At 33.1% G+C, this 20,573-nt stretch carries 11 protein-coding genes; 5 read left to right on the plus strand and 6 right to left on the minus strand.

Annotated features, from left to right (window positions below; all coding sequences use genetic code 11):
• Positions 1-288: 288 nt before the first annotated feature.
• Genes ACKJXD_RS02620 through ACKJXD_RS02630 form a run of 3 tightly spaced genes read left to right on the plus strand, consistent with a single transcriptional unit; the run spans position 289 to position 5,310 of the window.
• On the plus strand, positions 289-1,362 hold the full coding sequence (locus ACKJXD_RS02620) for an HlyD family secretion protein (RefSeq protein WP_220217221.1): 1,074 nt from the start codon (positions 289-291) through the stop codon (positions 1,360-1,362).
• 13 nt (positions 1,363-1,375) lie between these two features.
• Positions 1,376-4,174 (plus strand): ribosome-associated ATPase/putative transporter RbbA, encoded by a 2,799-nt coding sequence (gene rbbA, locus ACKJXD_RS02625; protein WP_220217220.1) that lies wholly within the window; start codon positions 1,376-1,378, stop codon positions 4,172-4,174.
• Between the two features lie 2 nt (positions 4,175-4,176).
• On the plus strand, positions 4,177-5,310 hold the full coding sequence (locus ACKJXD_RS02630; protein WP_220217219.1) for an ABC transporter permease: 1,134 nt from the start codon (positions 4,177-4,179) through the stop codon (positions 5,308-5,310).
• 763 nt (positions 5,311-6,073) lie between these two features.
• On the opposite strand, the gene ACKJXD_RS02635 is transcribed toward ACKJXD_RS02630, so the two are convergent.
• The 3 genes from ACKJXD_RS02635 to ACKJXD_RS02645 form a co-directional block, all read right to left on the minus strand.
• Positions 6,074-6,895, minus strand: coding sequence for a helix-turn-helix transcriptional regulator (locus tag ACKJXD_RS02635; protein WP_430875447.1), 822 nt, complete (start codon positions 6,893-6,895; stop codon positions 6,074-6,076).
• 598 nt (positions 6,896-7,493) lie between these two features.
• The gene (locus tag ACKJXD_RS02640; RefSeq protein WP_430875448.1) at positions 7,494-8,759 is read right to left on the minus strand and encodes a Y-family DNA polymerase; all 1,266 of its coding nucleotides are present in this window, start codon (positions 8,757-8,759) and stop codon (positions 7,494-7,496) included.
• Positions 8,756-9,202, minus strand: coding sequence for a LexA family protein (locus ACKJXD_RS02645; protein WP_294828106.1), 447 nt, complete (start codon positions 9,200-9,202; stop codon positions 8,756-8,758). Before ACKJXD_RS02645 ends, ACKJXD_RS02640 begins: the two co-directional genes overlap by 4 nt.
• Positions 9,203-10,201: 999 nt before the next feature.
• On the opposite strand from ACKJXD_RS02645, the gene ACKJXD_RS02650 reads away from it, so the two are divergent.
• Complete coding sequence (locus tag ACKJXD_RS02650; RefSeq protein WP_220217215.1) at positions 10,202-11,185, plus strand: AEC family transporter; 984 nt, start codon at positions 10,202-10,204, stop codon at positions 11,183-11,185.
• Positions 11,186-11,261: 76 nt separating this feature from the next.
• Here the strand turns inward: ACKJXD_RS02650 and ACKJXD_RS02655 are convergent, their stop codons facing one another.
• The 3 genes from ACKJXD_RS02655 to cmoA all read right to left on the minus strand — a co-directional run bounded on the left by ACKJXD_RS02655 (position 11,262) and on the right by cmoA (position 19,363).
• Entirely contained in the window at positions 11,262-17,276 is a 6,015-nt protein-coding gene (locus ACKJXD_RS02655; protein ID WP_430875449.1) for an alpha-2-macroglobulin family protein, read from the minus strand.
• 319 nt (positions 17,277-17,595) lie between these two features.
• Positions 17,596-18,564: a tRNA 5-methoxyuridine(34)/uridine 5-oxyacetic acid(34) synthase CmoB gene (gene cmoB, locus ACKJXD_RS02660; protein WP_430875450.1), complete on the minus strand. Its 969-nt coding sequence runs from the start codon at positions 18,562-18,564 to the stop codon at positions 17,596-17,598.
• Positions 18,565-18,631: 67 nt separating this feature from the next.
• Entirely contained in the window at positions 18,632-19,363 is a 732-nt protein-coding gene (gene cmoA / locus ACKJXD_RS02665) for a carboxy-S-adenosyl-L-methionine synthase CmoA (protein WP_430875451.1), read from the minus strand.
• 209 nt (positions 19,364-19,572) lie between these two features.
• On the opposite strand from cmoA, the gene ACKJXD_RS02670 reads away from it, so the two are divergent.
• The gene (locus ACKJXD_RS02670; RefSeq protein WP_430875452.1) at positions 19,573-20,571 is read left to right on the plus strand and encodes a metallophosphoesterase; all 999 of its coding nucleotides are present in this window, start codon (positions 19,573-19,575) and stop codon (positions 20,569-20,571) included.
• Positions 20,572-20,573: the final 2 nt, after the last annotated feature.

Below are 20,573 nucleotides of genomic sequence, written 5' to 3' on the forward strand. Positions count from 1 at the left end.
ACTGTAAGATTTGCCTATGACTAACTCGCTTATTTCAATCCGTGTTGTATCTGTTTAGGTATCATGATCAGTTAATCTTTATTGCCAAAAGGTTGGAATTTGATGTGATAGATTTGTAACGATCTGGTGATTTTCAATTTTTTAACATTTTTTGCGTTTATTTTATATGCTGATTTTATTTGTAAAAAACATTTGCTATTATTTAATCATCACGACCCAATAGTATATAACGATTAATGATTTTGTTAATCATTACTATAAATCAATCATTTTCTACAAGGCATCATTATGAAACAAATAAGCAAAAAATGGATTATTATTACCCTCGTTATTCTTGCTATTATTTTTATTGCATGGCAGCAATTAAAAACGGATGGATATGGTGCTGATTTTACCAGTGGAAATGGGCGTATTGAAGCAACCGAAATCAATATTTCAGCTAAATTAGCCGGTCGAATAGAAAAAATTAATGTAAATGAAGGGGATTTTGTTAAAGCAGGTCAACCATTAGTCGTTATGCAAACAGATACTTTGCAAGCACAGTTGAATGAAGCACAGGCTCAATACCGACAAGCAATCAGTAATGAGGCAAGTGCTAAAGCACAAGTTGCTTTGAAAATGAGTGATAAAGTTGCTGCCTTAGCAGGTGTCACTCAACGAGAAAGCGATTTAGATATCGCCTCAAAACATCTTCAACGAACAACCACCCTTTATCAAAAAGGGGCTTTATCCATTCAACAATACGATGATGATACCGCTAAATTTAATAGCGCTAAAGCTGCATTAGATTCGGCAAAATCACAAGTTACGGCTGCTGATGCAGCTATTGAGGTAGCTCAAGCTGGTGTAGAAAGTGCTAGATCGGCCATTAATGTTGCTGATGCCAATATTAGACAAATCCAAGCAGATATTGATGATAGTACGCTCGTTGCACCTGTTGATGGACGTATTCAATACCGTATTGCTCAATTAGGTGAAGTGATGCCTTCAGGTGGTAAAGTACTTAATCTGGTTAATTTGTATGATGTTTATTTAACTTTCTTTCTACCTGAAACCGTGGCTGGAAAAATGGCCATCGGTGACGAAGTTAGACTTATTCTAGATGCCTTACCTGAAAAGGCCATTTCCGCGAAAATTTCGTTTGTTTCGAGTGTCGCACAGTTCACCCCAAAAACAGTTGAAACGAAAGATGAGCGCCAAAAGTTGATGTTTAGGGTAAAAGCGCAGCTCGATCCTGAATTATTAAAATGTTTTATTAATCAAGTTAAAACAGGATTACCTGGTGTGGCTTGGGTTAAGCTTAATCCGAATACATCCTGGCCAGCTGATTTATCTGATGTAGCCAAATGTCCAGCTAAATAATTGGAGATAGTATATGTCAGATTCAGACAATAAGGATTTAGCTTTATTAACAGAAGCTAAGTCTATTGATGATGCAGTGGTTAAAATTACTGATGTTTCACTGCATTATAAAAAGAATTGTGCACTGGATAACATTAGTTTAACTATTCCACCACGATGTATGGTGGGATTAATTGGGCCAGATGGAGTAGGTAAATCAAGTTTATTGTCTTTGATTGCGGGTGCACATGTCATTCAAGATGGTTTAGTTTATGTTTTAGATGGCGATATGCGAGATAAGTCACATCGTAAAGCGGTGTGTACTCGCATTGCATACATGCCACAAGGATTAGGTAAAAATCTTTACCCGACATTATCTGTTGAGGAAAATCTTCAATTTTTCGCCCGTTTATTTGGTAATGATGCCGCAGAGCGTCGACGTCGTATTGACGAATTAACAAAAAGTACCGGGCTGTATCCCTTTTTATCAAGACCAGCAGGGCGACTATCTGGTGGTATGAAACAAAAAGTCAGTTTATGTTCAGCTTTGATTCATGATCCCGATTTACTGATTCTTGATGAACCTACCACGGGGGTCGATCCACTTTCCCGAGCGCAATTTTGGCAATTAATAAATAAAATTCGGCAGCAAAGACCACAAATGAGCGTTATTGTCGCAACAGCTTATATGGATGAAGCACAAAACTTTGATTGGCTTGTTGCGATGTATGGCGGTAAAATTTTAGAAACAGGCACACCTAAATCATTATTAAGCCAAACAGGAAAAGATAATTTAGACGATGCCTTTATTCAGTTAATGCCAGAGAGCGCCAAACAAGGCTATCAAGCCGTTGAAATTCCACCTTTGGATGTAAATAACAATCTACAAACAGCGATAGAAGCGAAAGGGCTAACTAAGCAATTTGGTGATTTTATTGCAGTCGATCATGTTAATTTTTCGATTAAGCAAGGTGAGATTTTTGGTTTTTTAGGGTCAAATGGTTGTGGTAAATCAACAACCATGAAGATGCTAACCGGGTTATTACCTATTTCGTCCGGTGAAGCTTGGTTATTTGGAAAACCTGTTGATGCCAATGATATTAATACCAGACGGCATTTAGGTTATATGTCTCAAGCTTTTTCTTTGTACAGTGAATTAACGGTTGAGCAAAATTTAGTGCTACATGCACGTTTATTTGGCATTGAAGAAAGTAAAATACCTGAACGTGTTTCTGAACTTCTTAAACGGTTTGGATTAGAGCAAGATGCTCAAAATCTACCTGATAGTTTACCTTTAGGGGTTAAACAGCGTTTATCTTTATCGGTCGCTGTTGTGCACAACCCAGAAATATTAATTTTAGATGAACCGACATCGGGGGTCGATCCGATTGCTCGAGATGACTTTTGGCGTTTGATCATTGAATTATCCCGTAAAGATAAAGTAACTGTTTTTATTACCACACATTTTATGAATGAGGCCGCAAGATGTGACAGAATTTCTTTAATGCATGCGGGGAAAGTGTTGGCAAGTGATACTCCCGATAATATTATTGCATCGAAAAACGCATCGACTTTAGAAGATGCCTTCATCCGCTATCTAGTTGATGCTGGTGCTGATGATAGTGATGCACAACAAAAATCGACCGAAGCTCCAGTTACCGCCGACAAATCCCAAACAGTCATCCCACCAGCGAATCATCTTCAAGGATTTAGTTTAACTCGGATGATTGGTTGTTTATGGCGCGAAACACTTGAACTGTCGCGAGATCCTTTGCGAGCGATGTTGGCATTAATGGGTTCGGCGATCTTAATGCTCGTTATGGGTTATGGGATTACGCTAGATGTCGAAAATCTACGTTTTGCCGTGCTTGATCGTGACCAAAGTGAAATCAGTCAAAATTATACCCTTAATTTGTCTGGTTCAAAACGTTACTTTGTTGAAAGACCACCTATAACGGATTATGCAGATATGGATGCCCGTTTACGAAGTAATGATATTGCGTTAGCGATTGAAATTCCGCCTAATTTTGGACGAGATATTCAACGAGGGGATTCCGTTGATATCGGTGTTTGGATAGATGGTGCTATGCCACTACGGGCAGAAACCATTAAAGGGTATGTACAAGGCATGCACCTTGCTTGGCTAAGTCAAAAAGTGAAAGAAATGTCAGGTAAAGATTCTACTAGTTTGGCGAATATTGAGACGCGGTATCGATATAATCCTGATGTAAAAAGCTTACCGTCAATGGTGCCTGCGGTTATTCCTATTTTATTATTAATGATTCCTTCCATGCTGGCAGCTTTATCGGTTGTTCGTGAGAAAGAAATGGGATCGATTATTAATTTATATGTTACCCCTGTGACTCGTGCCGAATTTTTATTAGGGAAGCAGGTACCGTATATTATTATTTCTATGTTTAGTTTTTTGCTGTTGCTGTTTATGGCGATTACTATTTTTGGCGTGCCAATCAAAGGCAGTTTATTCACGTTATGCTTGGCTGCTTTAGCTTATTGTATTATTTCAACGGGTCTTGGGCTGTTGGCGTCAACAATTACACGTAGTCAGATTGCAGTGATATTTTTAACCTGTGTCGGCACTATGTTACCTGCTATTCAGTTTTCTGGTTTACTCAATCCAGTGGCTTCATTGGAGGGGAGTGGGCGTTATATCGGTGAAGTTTATCCGACAACACATATGCTAATCATTGCACGAGGTGTATTTAATAAAGCACTTGGTTTTAATGATTTACACAATTCTTTATTCGCATTATTAGTCACTATTCCTGTTGTGCTGTGCGCCAGTATTTTTCTTCTTAAAAAGCAGGAAGGGTAGTTATGAAGCAAAGCTTAATTAATATTTATCGATTAGGTATTAAAGAATTATGGGGGTTATTACGTGATCCTATCATGCTTCTGTTAATAGGTTACTGTTTTACCTTCGATATTTATATTGCTGCAACAGCAACATCTGACTCGCTTCATCATGCCTCTATAGCGGTGGTTGATGAAGATGATTCACCGTTATCAAGACAAATTGTTGCTGCTTTTTATCCGCCAATGTTTAACCAACCAGTAAAATTAAACTCAATGGATGAGGTAGATCGAGGCATGGATACCGATAGCTACACTTTTGCTTTGAATATTCCGCCTAATTTTCAGCGTGATGTGTTGAACAATCAAAGTCCAGAAATCCAATTAAATATCGATGCGACTCGAATGGGGCAAGCTTTTGTGGGAAATGGTTATATCACACAAATAATAACGGGGGAGGTGACAGAGTATGTTAATCGTTATAGCAAAGTAACCGATCTCCCTGTTAATATTCAAGTTCATACTGCATTTAATCCGAATTTGACTCGTTCATGGTTTGGCTCGGTAATGGAAATCATTAATATTGTAACGACGTTATCTATTATTTTAACTGGAGCTGCATTAATGCGAGAACGTGAACATGGCACTATCGATCATCTGCTTTCCATGCCTGTCACACCGTTTCAAATAATGATATCTAAGGTATGGTCAATGGGATTAGTGGTATTAATCTCAACTTGGGTGGCATTACTATTAGTAGTAAAAAGCTGGCTTAATGTTCCAATTACTGGCTCAATTACGTTATTTTTAATTGGTGCCGCTTTACACTTGTTTGTGACAACGTCACTTGGAATTTTCATGGCTACAGTTGCCAAATCAACCGCACAATTTGCTATGTTGTTGATTTTGATTTTATTACCGTTACAAATGTTGTCCGGTGGTAGTACACCAAGGGAAAGTATGCCAGAAGTTGTTCAAAATATAATGATGATTGCCCCAACAACACATTTTGTCGAATTAGGACAAGCTATATTGTATCGTGGTGCAGGGTTAAGCGTTGTATGGACATCGTATGTTTGGTTAATTGGAATCGGATCGATCTTTTTCCTAATTGCATTAAGGCGTTTCCGTAGCTCAATTGTTAATATGGGATCGTAAGTCTCTTGCTATATGTTGATAAACCATAACCAATCGATTGATTTTTAATGAGTTGGTTATGGTTTATTATTTTTTCAATTTAATCGCCTTTATTTTCTATAATAGTCATTGTTATCTTGAATCACTCATATTACTTAAACTGATCAGTGAATGAAATTGCAATCTTCGTTTATTGAGTTAAATTAATGTTTGTCATCAATATTGGGCTATTACGCCAAATATTTTCATTATTTTATAAATATGAATGATTTTGTCACTAAAATGAATGTAAATGTCATTTCTTTTATATCAGTTATTGTTAAAATTTAGCGCAGATTTAGCCGACTTTAAGTGTTAAATCCTAATAAACATAAAGGGTTAAGGTTAACAGTTGGCGCGAAGTTTATTTTTTTATTAATAAATTAACGCGTATGTTTATCATTTATAGTTGTTGTTGCAAAATTTAATCCTTTTCATTTAATGAAATTCAGCTCTATTTCATTAATTTAATTTTAGTGGTTTTGTTACCTCTAAAAGTTTTCACGAGTTTTCAGTAAAAGTCACAAAATAAGTAAAAGCAGTAATATTGTAATTAATTATTTTTTGTTTCAAATTAAGACTTACTTAGTCTTAGAATTTTCTTAATGTCTTTCTGACAAAATAGATATTAAGATTTTATAGTTTCACCATTTACTCATTTACTAGAACTAGCATGTTTACCAGCGAAAGTAATATTCATTCTTAACGTGGTTTCCATTTAATGGAATAAATGATGAAATGTTTATTAATTTCGTTTGGTGTTTTTTAATTCTCTTGGCGTTAATCCAAAATTGGCTTTAAATCTTTGTGAAAATCGAGTTGACGAAGAATATCCAATCATTTCAGCGATATGTTCTGTTGAAAAATTTGAGGTTTGTAATAAGTGAAGGGCCTGTCCCATTACGAGTTTTTCTTTAATTTTTTGGATATTTTCCCCTTCGAGTTTCAATTTTCGGTACAACGTTGCTTTACTCATGCAGATTTCTTTGCAAATTTCATCAATGGTTATTTTTTTATTGTCTTTTTTATTAAATATTTCAATTACTTTTTGCGTAGTTTCTTTTCTGTTGGGTAAACACGCCAAATTTTCATAACCTGAATGGACTAATAGTTTAATAATTTCCTTTCTACGATTAGTAATGATGTCATCAGATGCCCATTCTAAGCACTCTATCATTTGTGAAATACATTTATATAAGGCTGGATTTACTTTCCCTGCGGTATATTCATTGTTTTTTTTAGGATTTATATTGATCGAAGTATCATTAAAATCTGAAAACTCAAAATCAATAAGTAATGCAAAATAATTCGTATTTGCGGGTATATTTCTCATGTTCATTGACTGAACATCGGTAAAAAAAATGAAATCACCGGTATTACAGGCCAGTTTTGTTTTATTGCCAATTACTTTACAACCACTTAATATAATTATCAGTAAAGGCTTTAAAATTGGTATATTTGATAAATTTTGTTGCTTTTTAGAGGTGTAAATTGAGATATAATTGCTGTTACTATTTGCTTCACTTAACTGTTTAAGTTTTTCAATTTCTACTGCTGTACTATTCATCCTATTTGCCTCATTGCTACAGTATTTTTTTTATCGTGGAAATTACAACATTGATAATGTTAATGAATATATCCTTCTGTTTTGAAATTTGATGAAAAATGCACAAATTAAAATGACAAAAGTTATTTAACACATTTAACACTTTAGTTATTTATGAAAATATTTCAGGCAATGTCTAAAAAGTTGTGGCATTCAACACGCAAATATTTACTTAAAAAATTTTAGAGTGAAAAAACTACGAATAGCTTCCTTACAAAATTTACCGTAACCTATTAAACATTGCATATGAGGAAACTTATAAATTTAGAGTACATTAATGATTTCGAATAAAGATATAAGTTCCGTCTAAAAACTATTTATTTCAAAGCTTTGTTATTTTATGAAATGCATTTTGAAGACATACATAGCAGCTATATATCCTTCTTTTATTCGTGTTTTGAGTTATTCTTAAACACTCAATGTATATTAATTTAACAATTATGTTAACATATTTTAATAATATCGTTAATATTTTGTAATAATTATTTGTAAGTAAATAATTTTTAATGGGTTATTTATTTATATTTATATAAAAAATGACTTATATTTATTGAAATTATCATTTAACTAATGGTAATTCATCCCAACGAGTTGTGTAACGTTGGCTAAGCCGTTCTCGTTTGATCTGCCAAGGTGCAGTTTTTCTACTTCCGCCTAACTGAATGGTATTTTTGCCCATTTTTTGATTAATGGTATCGATTGTTTTCATTAAGTTATCATTTTTTTGCTGTAAGACTGGCATACTATTTGAAGCAAATAAGTCAGATTGGCAAAAGCTATCTTTAGCTTTTAAATCGAGTAACATAACACCTGACTTCATAAATAAAAATCCTTTTTTATAAATTGCTGTTAGCCCTTTTTGTGCCGCATGAATAATTACTCTTGAATCATCAGTAGGTGACAGTAGCGGTACGATAATCGAGGGATTGTATTGAATTAAGTCTTGTCGAAACCGATTTGTTTTCAAAAAAACAAGTACAGCATTAGCAATTGATTTTTGTTGTCTCAGTTTTTCAGCTCCTCGACTGGCGTGAATACGAATAGCCTCTTGCAAGTCGAATAATTCACCTGTTAACTGCCCAAAACTACGTGATGTCATAATGTTTTTTTTAGGTGTTGCAATGTCATCTAATTCAATAGCGTTAATACCTTGCAACTCTAATACAGTACGTTCAAGCACCACTGAAAATTGTTGTCTAATTTGTTTTAAATTTGCCTGACGCAGATCCCATGCAGTATGAATGCCTAACGTTTGTAATCTTTTGGCTATGCTTCTGCCAACGCCCCAAATTTCATCAACAGGGAATGATTTTAAAATCTGATCAAGTAAGGCTGAATCGTTAGGAAGGCAATAAACTCCCTGATAAATAGGCTGTTTTTTTGCAATGTGGTTTGCCAACTTTGCTAAAGTATGGGTTGATGCAATGCCAATACTTACCGGAATTCCCGTATCACGTTTTACTATTGCCCTTAAATGTTGACAATGGGTTGTAACATCGTTAAATCCCACTAGTTTAATAAAAGCTTCGTCAATAGAGTAAGGTTCAATATCAGCCGTATAATGGCTGACAGTATCAAAAACACGTTGGCTCATATCACCATAAAGTTCATAGTTAGAACTTAATAATGTAATTTGTTTTCGAATGTTAGCCTCAATTTGGTAGGCAGGCATACCCATTGGTACTAAAGGTTTAAGTTCATTGGATCGTGCGATGACACATCCATCATTATTGGACAAAATGCCAATTGGTTTTCCTTCTAATTTAGGGTTAAAAACACGCTCACACGAAGCATAAAAGTTATTACAATCAATCAGTCCAATCATGCATGACCACGCTTTCGTAAAGAATGGATAGTATGTATAACAACGCCCCAAATATGAACTTCTTTACCCGCTAATGAAATAGGGGGATAAAGTTCATTGCCCGATAATAGATAATGTTGCCCATCAATAAGTCCCAGGCACTTGCATGTTAGTTCACCATCAACAGCTGCAACAACAATATCTTCTATTTGGGGTACCAATGACCGATCTACCACTAAAAGATCACCACTAAAAATACCATAGTTAATCATTGATTCACCTTGTGCTTTAATATAATAAGTAGCACTTGGGTGTTTAACTAAATGATCAGTTAAGTCCAGTTTGGCTTCTAAGTAATCATCAGCAGGGGATGGAAAGCCAGCCCTGACAGGAGTATCAACCAAAGGTAAGTAATTTTTGATAGTGCTATCAACGGTTCCTAGCACAATACAGGATTTACTCAAGAGTGTTTCTCCTAAAAATTGATAAGTAAAATTTATATACAATGAAGTATTGTTCGTAGTTAAAAATGAATAGTGTATAAATATACAGTATAAAATTCTTGATTCAATGAAAATCACTGTAAAAAAATAGCAATGTCATAAAAATGGACATAAAGTCATGGATGATTAGTGTTTTTTAGCGAGCTGATAAATATACTAGCTTTGTATTAAGAATGACTAAAATAAAGGGAATTAGATTTACGTTTTTCATAAAGATACAGAACAAAATTGCAAGCTATCATAACAATTGATTGAAATTGTATTACCGTATTTTACAAATACACTTAAATGATTTACATTATGTTGATTGTTTATTGATTAATTTAAGACAGAATTCACTATACCTTGTATTTTTGTTCATAGCCCTTATATATGTGACTAAAGGTAATCTTTGATTGTGACTTAACGAAATAATACAAAAAGTCAATTTGTTAACCTAAATAAACCTGATGCATTTTTGATTGATTATCGATGATAAAAAGTGCTATTTAGCTTATTTTAGCTTAAATTTGTTTTTTACTCTAATTTAACGCTCGTTTTTTTTATTTTCTCACTCTTTGTTTTTTATAAAAATAAAATATCAATATTGATGTATGTCAATAATATTTGTCGTGATTTTTTGTTTTTTTAGACAGTCAGTATTGCTTGCTCGACACAAGGGCGAAAAGAATCAGATATAATATTTCCAAGTTATGTTATTTGACATTTAGATATAGCAAGGGTTGTCGTATTAAAAATATTTTTCAAAAACACAAAGTACGTAAAACAACATTTAGTTATATAAAGTTTTTCAAAAACTGAAAAATGATTTTGTTGCTAGTTTTATTATAACTACGCCATGTTCAGTTTTTTTACCTACTTATTTTAGCTCGGTCTATAAATATAAATTCTAATCCAAAGTTACCGACCAATTACCGAATATGTATTTTAAGTAATATTATTTTAGGAGTTTTAAAAAAAATGAATCTAATTTGGTCAGCAGTAGGGCAAGTTGTTAGTTCTTGTCTTCCGGTGTTTTTATTAATTTTTCTTGGTTGGTTGTGTGTTCATCAGAATATTTTTACCAAAGATTCCAAGAAGCTATTATCCGGTTTAGTATCAAACTTTGTATTTCCGGCATTGCTTTTTGTGCATACATCACATGCTAAGCCGTCTGAAATATTCAACGGCATCTGGATGATTGCATTTTTCTGTACAATGTCATTTTTGTGGATAATTTGTTTTTTAACCAATAAATACATTTTGCATAAAGATTTAAAATCAACAGCAATGAACTCTATGTTATGTTGTTTCCCAAATATGGGAGGAATGGGCGTACCATTTTTAACATTGATGTTAGGTGCTTCGTCAACCATTTCAGTCGCTGTAGCGAATTTTGTGGTGGCGTTATCATTAATACCAATGACAATTTTCTTATTGGAATTATGTGATACGAAAATATCTGGCGGAAAAGTGACTAGTAATATGGTATTTAGCGCAGTGAAGAACTCGTTAATGAAACCAATGTTTTTAGCGGTCATTCTTGGTTTAATTGTTAGTGTTACAGATGGAACAAAATGGTTACCACATTTTGTATTTAATACCTTTGATATTATGTCAAATGCTTGTAACTTTATTTCGTTAATAGCTGTTGGGGTTGGTATTTATGGTGTTAAATTGAATTTTTCAAAACCATTAATTGTCAATGTGATTTTGAAAAGCTTCTTTACGCCAGTGGTTGCATTAATTGCTGTGCATCTTTTTGGTATTACTGGTATGGAAGCGGAAGAGTTAGTATTCTTGTTAGCTATGCCGACAGCATCAACAGCCGTTATTTTGGCTTATAATTGGAATGTTGAGCAAGAACAAGCTTCAAGTATCTTCTTTGCTTCGACAATTTTATCCATATTTATTTTACCAACGTTGCTTTTAATTATGCATTTTACCGTACCTGGTGTGCAATAATTTGTGTTAATTTAAAAAATGAAATAAAAAAACGGGCGTTAAGCCCGTTTTGTATTTATTTCTAGGTTAGAAAGAATTATTCATTTGGTCGAATCGTAATTGTGTTACCACCTTTAGATACCGCTTGAATATCACGATCGTACATTGCTTCACCGAATGCAGGTGGAACGGTATAAGTTCCGACACTCGTTGCTTTAATCTGATAAGTGAATTTTTGTATTTTATTATTTGAAGTAGAACCATAAATAATAACTCGATCTTCACGTACATCAGTATATTCCGGATACCATGTGTTGTTACCTGTTTTTATAGCAATTGGTGAAACCCAATTAAAATGATTTTCTTCACTATAATCATCATTCTCTTCATATTCATCATCATCTTGGGTATATTCGCCTTTGAGTTCATTTGCTGGTGTAATAGGTTGTTGGATAACCTCGAAACCACCAGGTAATAAATCTACTATGGCAATATTGGTTGCTCCTTCTTTGGCTATCGCTCGAATTTGAACTGTAACATTGATTTTATCACCGAGTTTAACCTGTTCAACTGGGTTACCATCAAGATCAGTAAATTCTCGATAAACTTCTAGACCTTGTTTGATAGGTTTTTGTGGAATATTTCTGTCATAGCCTTGTTGTGAAATAAGATACCATGCTGGATAATCAGTGCTATTGATAACATTTAACGTTGAATCTTGTGCACTGAATTGACCTTTAGCTAAAATACCTTTTAATTTCGCAATAATTTTTTGTTTTTCAACACCATTATCTTTCGAAATAGTATTAATTTGTAGCGAATCATTTTTTAGTTTTGCATTATCAATGCTTGATGAATAACTACTTAAAGCAAGGATTGTCATAGCAGATGATTGCGTTGTGTATTTTTGTTTATTTAACATTAACACCATATTTTCGAGTGCTTGAGCGGGAATTTCTTTTGCTCTTTCAGGAAAATGCTTGCTAATTAAATAAATTTTGCCTGCATTAATGACTAATGGGTCATAGTAATTATGTGTCCACCATGCATGGTTATAGGCACTTTCCAAATCTTGCCAAATTGGTTTAAGTAATTTATTGGCTTCTTTATCCATCTTTAACATTTGATAAGATGATGCAACATACAAAGCAGTCAGATCTGTTTGCCATGATGAATCATTCCTTTTAAGATCACTTAATAATGATGCTAAGTAATTAGTTGTTACTTTATTTTGACGAGTTAATAGATAAATAGCATAAGCTCGTAATCGCAAATTGTAGTTATTACTATAGGAAGATTGTGCCAACTGTTCTAAATATTTGTTCGCATTATCTAACATTTTTTGTGGTATAACTTGTCCCATCTCTTTTGCTTCAAGCATAAAATTAACAGCATATAAAGTAATAAATGGATCGACGTTGTAGGTTGAATACCATAATCCAATTGCACCTTCATCATTCTGTCTTGATTGAAGTATTTGGAATAGTTCAGATAATGGTGTTAATCCTTGCTTTGAGGCAAGATTGAAATCTCGATATTTTCCTGCAATTAACACGGGAATAGCTCGACTTACAATTTGTTCTGAACAGAAGTGAGGATAATTTTCTAAATAAGTGCTTAGTCCTTTACTTAATATAAACGGTGAAAATGACACAGATGCTTCACGTTTACTGAAGTTTTCATACATGTCTCTGAAATCGCTGAAAGTCTCTTTACTGCCATCCATTCTACCCATAATCGTTTGTAATCGATATTCTGTAATTGGTCTTATCGATGTGCTTACATTACGATTTATGATGATATCACCATAACTAGCAGTAAAATGAAAATCTGCGCTACCAAACATTTCGTTTGCTTTAAATTTGAATTTCAAACTTCCAGTTTTTCCATTTGCTAATTCAATAGTGTGTTGATCTTCATCAATAATTGTTAAATGAGGCGTAGTTGAAACCTTAACTTTAATAGGTACACTTTGCTCACCAATATTTTCAATGAGATTTGTCACATTAAGGCTCACTTCAAATTGATCATTTGGTGCGGCAAAATATGGAGCATTAGGTTGTAAAACAATATCATTATGTACTGTCGTTGACATTTGGGTATGTCCCATTGTCTGTTCTCCAACAGATATTGCCATAATGCGGATTTTACCATTGAAATAATCAGGTACTTTGTACTCCACCGTTTTCGTGCCTTCAACCTCAATTATTCCTGACCAGAAAGCAACAGGCTCATCAATTTTTCGTTTGAATGGATTCAAGTGACCAGATAATGCATCTTCAGAATCAGCATCGCCTCCTGGCGCTGAAATATTAAGTAGATGACGAAACTCAGGTAATATTAAATCTAATATTTGTGAGGTTCTAACCGATAATGCTTTTTTACGTAAAAAACTATTTAACGGATCGCTTAATTTATAATTGGATACTTGTAAAATTCCTTCATCTATCGCAAATATGACGGCTTTTTGATGTGTATTAGTTTTAAGAGTAATCGGTAAAGTATCACCAGGTTTAATTGTTTTTGGTGCCTTTAAAACGATTTTATCGTTAAATTGCTCGTTAGAAATTTTAAATGGTATTACGCCATAGCTTAATGGACTCATGAAAATTTCTTCGGAATTTGGATCCCGAATAAATTGAACATTGATATAACCATTGTTAGTCATATCTTTAGGTAATGTTATTTTTTGTATTGAGCTTGTTGTATCGGTATGGAACCATTTCCATGCATAAACTTTATCCCGCTCAATTGTAATAATTCCACTTCCTACATAAGGTGCAGTAATCGCTATTTCAATCTCATCACCAGGATTATAAGCCTTCTGTTTTATTTTTAGCATTAATTCAGCATCTCGATCTAAATCACGTGTAACATTTGCTTCTCCGACAACGTTGTAGTGGCTTTGATAGAGTAGTTGACCATCATTTGCTCTTAGTTGGATTTTATAGTTACCAGGGTTTTTACTGTCTATTTTGTAAGTCGTTTTTTCCTGACTAATTGCAAATGGCTCTTCAGAAATTACGTTCTCTTTTTTGCGAGACTCATATTTATAAACTCCAGATGGTTGTTTAACTAATACTGAAAGGTATTTTTCTTCAATAATAGTGAGCTTTAAATCTGAAAGAGGTATTTTGTTTAATGATGGATTTATTGCAATAAAATCGATGTAACGGGTTGCGTCACGATTAATGTAACTTAAGCTGCCATCACTTTTAGCGCCAACAAGGTATTCATTTGGGGAGACAAAGGTTGTTGCAGTTGCCGCTACACTGCGCCCACTATCAGGCTCAAAAACTTCAGTGAGCATTCTTAATGTATAATTGCCTTCAAAACTCTCCATATTGTCATTTAGATTAACTATAACTTTACCATTATCATCAGTCTGTAATTCATCAAGTTCAACTTTAAAACTATTACGACTTCCTGATATATATTGATAGAAATAGTAATCTTCATATTTTTTAAAATGAGGAACTGATGGTTCAAGAATTAAGGTATTTGTTACTCGACGATCAGCAGCATCAGTGCCAAATAAGTTTTTAGCATGAATTTCAGCAATTAACTGGTCTGGTTTTGACCAACCATCTTTTATTTCAGGTAGAAGTTTTAATGTTACTGCTGTTTTGTCTGGCTCAAATTCACGCACGACAACGGAACTTGTCCCTAATAAAATGCGATAATCGTCATCGTTATCTTCATTTTTTAAATATAAATTAATATGCCAATCGCCAGTAGGGGATTCATAGTTGGTTTTATAGCTCAACTCATTAAATCCTGATTTATCAAGAACAATAGGTTTCTTTAATACTAAATTTGATTTGGGATCATAAATTTCGGCATCTATTGTAATCCCAGCAAGAGAATTAGCCCATTTTTCAGCTCTTATAATCGTTCCGATGTGGAATGTATCACCGGGACGATAAATACCGCGATCTGAGAAGATATGTGAACTTAGTTCTCCTCCTTGAAGCGTCTCACGAATGCCTCCTATATCAAAACGAGACAAGTATAATTTTCGATCAGAGGCATTAATTGGTAGGAAAGATAAATCACCATCTTTTTCAACAACAAATAAAGTTGGTCTGATCCCTTGATAGTATTCAGATAATGGCTCAAATTTGACATGACCAGTGCTATCTGTGCTTTGAGAGGTGATGGTTATGCCATTCATGCCTAATATAGATACTTTAGCATTATTGATTGGTTTGCCAGTATCAATTGATTGAATAAATAGGTCATAGGATTGATCGAGAGATTTTTTAGATATAATACCTAAATCAGTCACCATAATAAAACGTGACTCATAAAAGTCTACATCTGGATTATTGATGCTTTTTCCATATAACCGTAATAAAAAGACACCACGATTTTGTTTTCCATCAGTATCTACAGTTAAAAAACGACTTAAATCAACTTCAGTGTATTTGAGCTCTTCTGGTGAGCCAGTAATATTTTTGTCATAATTGTATTTTTCAACAAAGTGGTCGTTACTTAGGTCACCAAAATCCATATTTTCAAAATTATAATGCTCGTTAAACGCAATTAGATGTTGGAGTTGTGACGGAATAACCCGATCAATTTTGAGCTTAATATCCGTTATGTTGCGTGATACAACAGGTAACTTTTTATCACCTGATAATGATAATAGAGACCCTTCAGCTGCAAAACCAAGAGAAATTGGATAGTTAGGAACAGTTAACACTTCTTGATATTGATCTTTTAAAAAGTAACCATTATATGAAGGTAACGGTTGTAATACTTGAATATAAAGTTCTGAGCTTTGTTCGGCTTTAAAAGCAAAACTGATTTGTTTTTGATAAGGCAGCTCTGAATCGATCGTTTTGAGTGAAATAATTTTAGCATTATTTAAGATTTGATCATTAATTTGAAATTTAGTTTTATAACTGTTGGATAATTTATCGTAATATCTGATTTTATACTCTTTATCTTTTGATTTAGGTAATTGCCATACTCTAATTGCTTTTTCTACGTCAGTGGCTTTTACATCATGAGAAAAAGAAAGCATTAATACTTGTTCTATTTTTTGATCACTTACTTCAATAAGATTAATCGCACTATTTGTTATACTTAAATTATATTTTTCCGGAACAGAAACTGTATTACTCAAAAGAGACCGAGTTGGATGCCCTCCATCGGTTGAAATAACACCTTTGTCAATAGTTATCTTTAAATACCCTTCTTTTTCAAGCAAAGGAATAGCTGAACTTTTGACATAAGCAATCGTATCGTTTTTGTCATAATTTATTGTAAAATCGATACTATTTAAAAACTTATCTGAATCTTCTTCTTTATCTTTTGTTTGATACAATGATAAATTGATGTTTTTTTCAAAACTGTTTTTATCAACGGGATGAGAAAACTCTATTTTATTTATTACTTGTCTATTATCGGGTAATGTTGGATCTAGATAAAGTTCCCCTGAATTGGCAAATTTATAACTAAAATCTTTAGTAACAAAGTATTTAATAGTTTGATCACTATTTAATAAATTATTCTCTGCAAACAATTTTTTATCATCTAATGTGATTGTGTATTCAACGCCAAGTGGCCATTTTTTTGATTCAGGTATAAACTCAACTGATTTATCAGACGTCCATTTCCATGTGCCTTGAATTTCAGGTGAAATGATGATGCCTTCGGTTATTACTTTATTAATGTTCTCTAATGGCGCTGGACTATACCCACTTCCGGAAAAGTTAATAACTAATCCGATGTTAGATGTATCAGGGGAATAGACAGATGCAGAATATTTGTGAATAATTATTGGCGCTGGTTCAATTGGTTTCGGACGATTGAGATACCAATGATAAGCATAATTGACTGAAAAAAAGGCAATTATTGATACGATAATTGTTGTACCAATAAGCGTTTTAAATTTATTTAATTTTAATCCGATTGAAGTGTAGGCTTTTTTTAATTCAGGTAACCAACTTGGTGTTGACCATTTTATATCACCAATAATAGGATTTAAAAACCAAAGAATACCTTTAAATAATGCAATTAAAAAAATAATGAAATAACTAATGATTTCGATTGATTTTTGTAATATATAAAAGGGGAGCCGTAATATAAATTTGAGTAATTCCATAGTCTAATCCATTCCCTTAATTCCAAGAAAAATTATTTATTATTGAAGATAAACTTATTGATAAAAAATAGTTAATTTAAAATTTTAATTACTTAAAAATCAGTAAGAAATAATGCACGATGATATAATATTCCGGAAGAAAATACTATATATAAATTATAATGTTAAATTTATTTTTAATAAAATTTGTTTGCTGGTTATGAGGATGTGTATATATATGTGTATGATTGTAAAACGTGAGAATAGGCATATGTAACATAATTTTTTGCTTCAAACCCAATATAATTAAACTCAATAGATTTGAAGCCGTTTTTTATGACTATTTTTTAGCAATGAACACACCACGCATGGGCGCCGGATAGCCTTCAATAGTTTTAGTTTTATCGTTGGGATCAAGAAAATCAGCTAATGACTCAGAAGTCATCCAGTCGGTGCTGCGCTGTTCATTGACACTTGTAAAGGAAATATCAACTACTTTTATGTCTTTGAACCCACACTTGTGTAACCAATTGATCATTGTTGGTACCGAAGGAATAAAATAAACATTAGGCATTTGTGCATAACGTTCACCAGGCATTAATGCATGATGATTTTCTCCTTCAATAATGAGGGTTTCAAGAACCAATTCTCCGCCTTGAATAAGTTGATTTTTCAATTGAAAAAGATGATCAATAGGAGATCTTCGATGATATAAGACTCCCATTGAAAACACGGTATCAAATGCATTAAGATTTGGTAATTCTTCGATGCCTAATGGCAGTAAATGTGCACGGTTATCATTACCTAACAATTTTTTTATTGCTTCGAATTGACATAAATAAAGAGCCACAGGATCAATTCCTACTGCAAGTTTTGCTCCTGCCCCTATCATTCGCCATAGATGATAACCACTATTACAACCAACATCTAAAACCGTTCTACCTTCTAAATTATCTATATGTTGAATTAGTCGTTCCCATTTCCAATCAGAGCGCCATTCGGTATCAATATTTACCCCATATAGATTAAAAGGACCTTTACGCCAAGGCATCATATTTTTTAACAAATTAGTGATACGTTGTTGTTCGCCAATTGACAAAGAATGTTCAGCAGATACCGTTACACTATTTAATAAATCAATATGATAAGGTGTAATGGAGGGTAAATGTTTGATACTGTTAATCCATTGATTAAAACGACTATCAATATTTTGTTTTTGCCAATTTGCTAATTGCGCTGGTAATACCTCAAGCCAGCTGCTGAGTTTACTTTTTGCGATAATCTGGTAAAAATCACCAAAATCGATCATGTTTATATCCTTGTTAAATTCTGTAATAACTTAAGTTTGCTTTAATTGTTTATCACGTTGATACCGATTATTTAATTGCAATGATGGATCCAAAATTAAAACATTGGAACCAAGTATTTATGTGTTTAAAACCAGCTATAGATAGACGTTGTCTATGTGTTTCAATGGTATCGGTATGCATAACATTTTCTAACATTGTTCTTTTTTGACTAATTTCTAATTCACTATAACCATTGGCGCGTTTGAAATCGTGATGCATATTAAATAGAAGTTCATCAATGGTTGAATCTTCAAAGCTAAATTTTTCGGATAAAACCAGTATACCATTAGGATTGAGGGCTTGATAAATATTGTTTAGAATGCGTTGGCGATTTTCTGTAGTCAAAAATTGCAGTGTAAAATTTAATACAACCATCGAAGCATTTTTCATTTCGATATTACAAATATCTTCACAAACAACTTCAACAGGCGTGTTAGCTTTAAATGAATCGATATGTCGTTTACAACGTTCTACCATTGCTAAAGAATTATCTACAGCAATTATGTGGCAATTCTTTTGGCTGATATTACGCCGAATGGATAGTGTTGCCGCACCTAATGAGCAACCTAAGTCATATATCTTTGAATCTGCTTGTACAAATCGTTCAGCTAGCATTCCTATCATAGCAATAATATTTGAGTAACCAGGAACAGACCGTTTAACCATATCAGGAAAAACCTCTGCTACTTTTTCATCGAAAGTCCAGTCACCTAATTTATCAATAGGTGTTGAAAATAGTTGATCTTTTTTTGAACTCATAAAAGTTATAGATAACGTAAAGAATATAATTCTGTTATGATAACATCTTTTTGATTTGTATTGTTCGAGACATTATGAGTTTTATTGCAATTTTAACAATTTTGATAAGTATTTTAGTTGCTTTTTATCTAGGAAAACGTTGGTTATTTTGGTTTGACTTTAAATTAACAATTTATCAAATAATATTTTACTGGGTGATAATAACACTCATGTTAGTAATATTTATCTTATCCAAATTCTGGAAAGATTTTCCAAATTATTTTGCTCCACTTTTTAGCTTAATTTTATGTAGTGTATATGTTACGGTTACCTTTGATATTATCCATTTAGTTAGCAAAAAAAGATTTAAGCCCAATTTTTTTATGGGGTATATTTTCACGGGTTGTGTCATTGTACTTTTTATCATTGGCTATCTAATGGCGACCCATTCCCAGATAATTCATTATCAGGTTAAGATTGACAAGCAGGCTAAAGTTGATCATATGCGTATTGTTCAAATTAGTGATATTCACATTAATGAATTAACTCAAAACAGCTTTATACAACGAATGGTTAAGGATGTTAATGATCTCAATGCAGATATTATTGTGATTACTGGTGATACTATTGATAAACGATTGCAGCCATTTAGTGATGCTAAAGTTAGCGAATTGTTCAAAAAGTTAAAATCAAAGTATGGTACTTATATTATTTTTGGTAACCATGAATATTTGGCTGTTAACGCCCAAAATAATCAAGGTGAAGACATTATCAAAGCCTTTAAAAATGCAAATATGACAGTTTTAAGAGATGATATTGTTTATCTAAATGAGTTAGGAATTACATTGATTGGTCGAGATGATTATTCATCATCTAAACATGGAATTAATCGAGCATCATTGCAAGATTTGCTTGTGTTTGCTGATGATTCTTCACCCATCATTTTATTAGATCATCAGCCAAATAATCTTGAGGAGCCAGCCAATTTAGGTGTTGATTTGATGCTTTCAGGACACACGCATGGTGGACAAATTTTTCCAATCAATGTGTTATTAAAACTTCTGTACAAAAATTCTGATGGTATTTATCATAATTTAGAAAAACACTTTACCAGTATTGTGAGTAGTGGATATGGTTATGGAGTGATGCCACTTCGTTTGATGACTATTTCAGAAATTGTCAGTATTGATGTGACTTTTGATAATCAAAAAAATCAGATTAATAACTAAAA

Source organism: Gilliamella sp. G0441, from assembly GCF_050589305.1.
In the GTDB taxonomy this organism is placed as follows: Bacteria; Pseudomonadota; Gammaproteobacteria; order Enterobacterales; family Orbaceae; genus Gilliamella.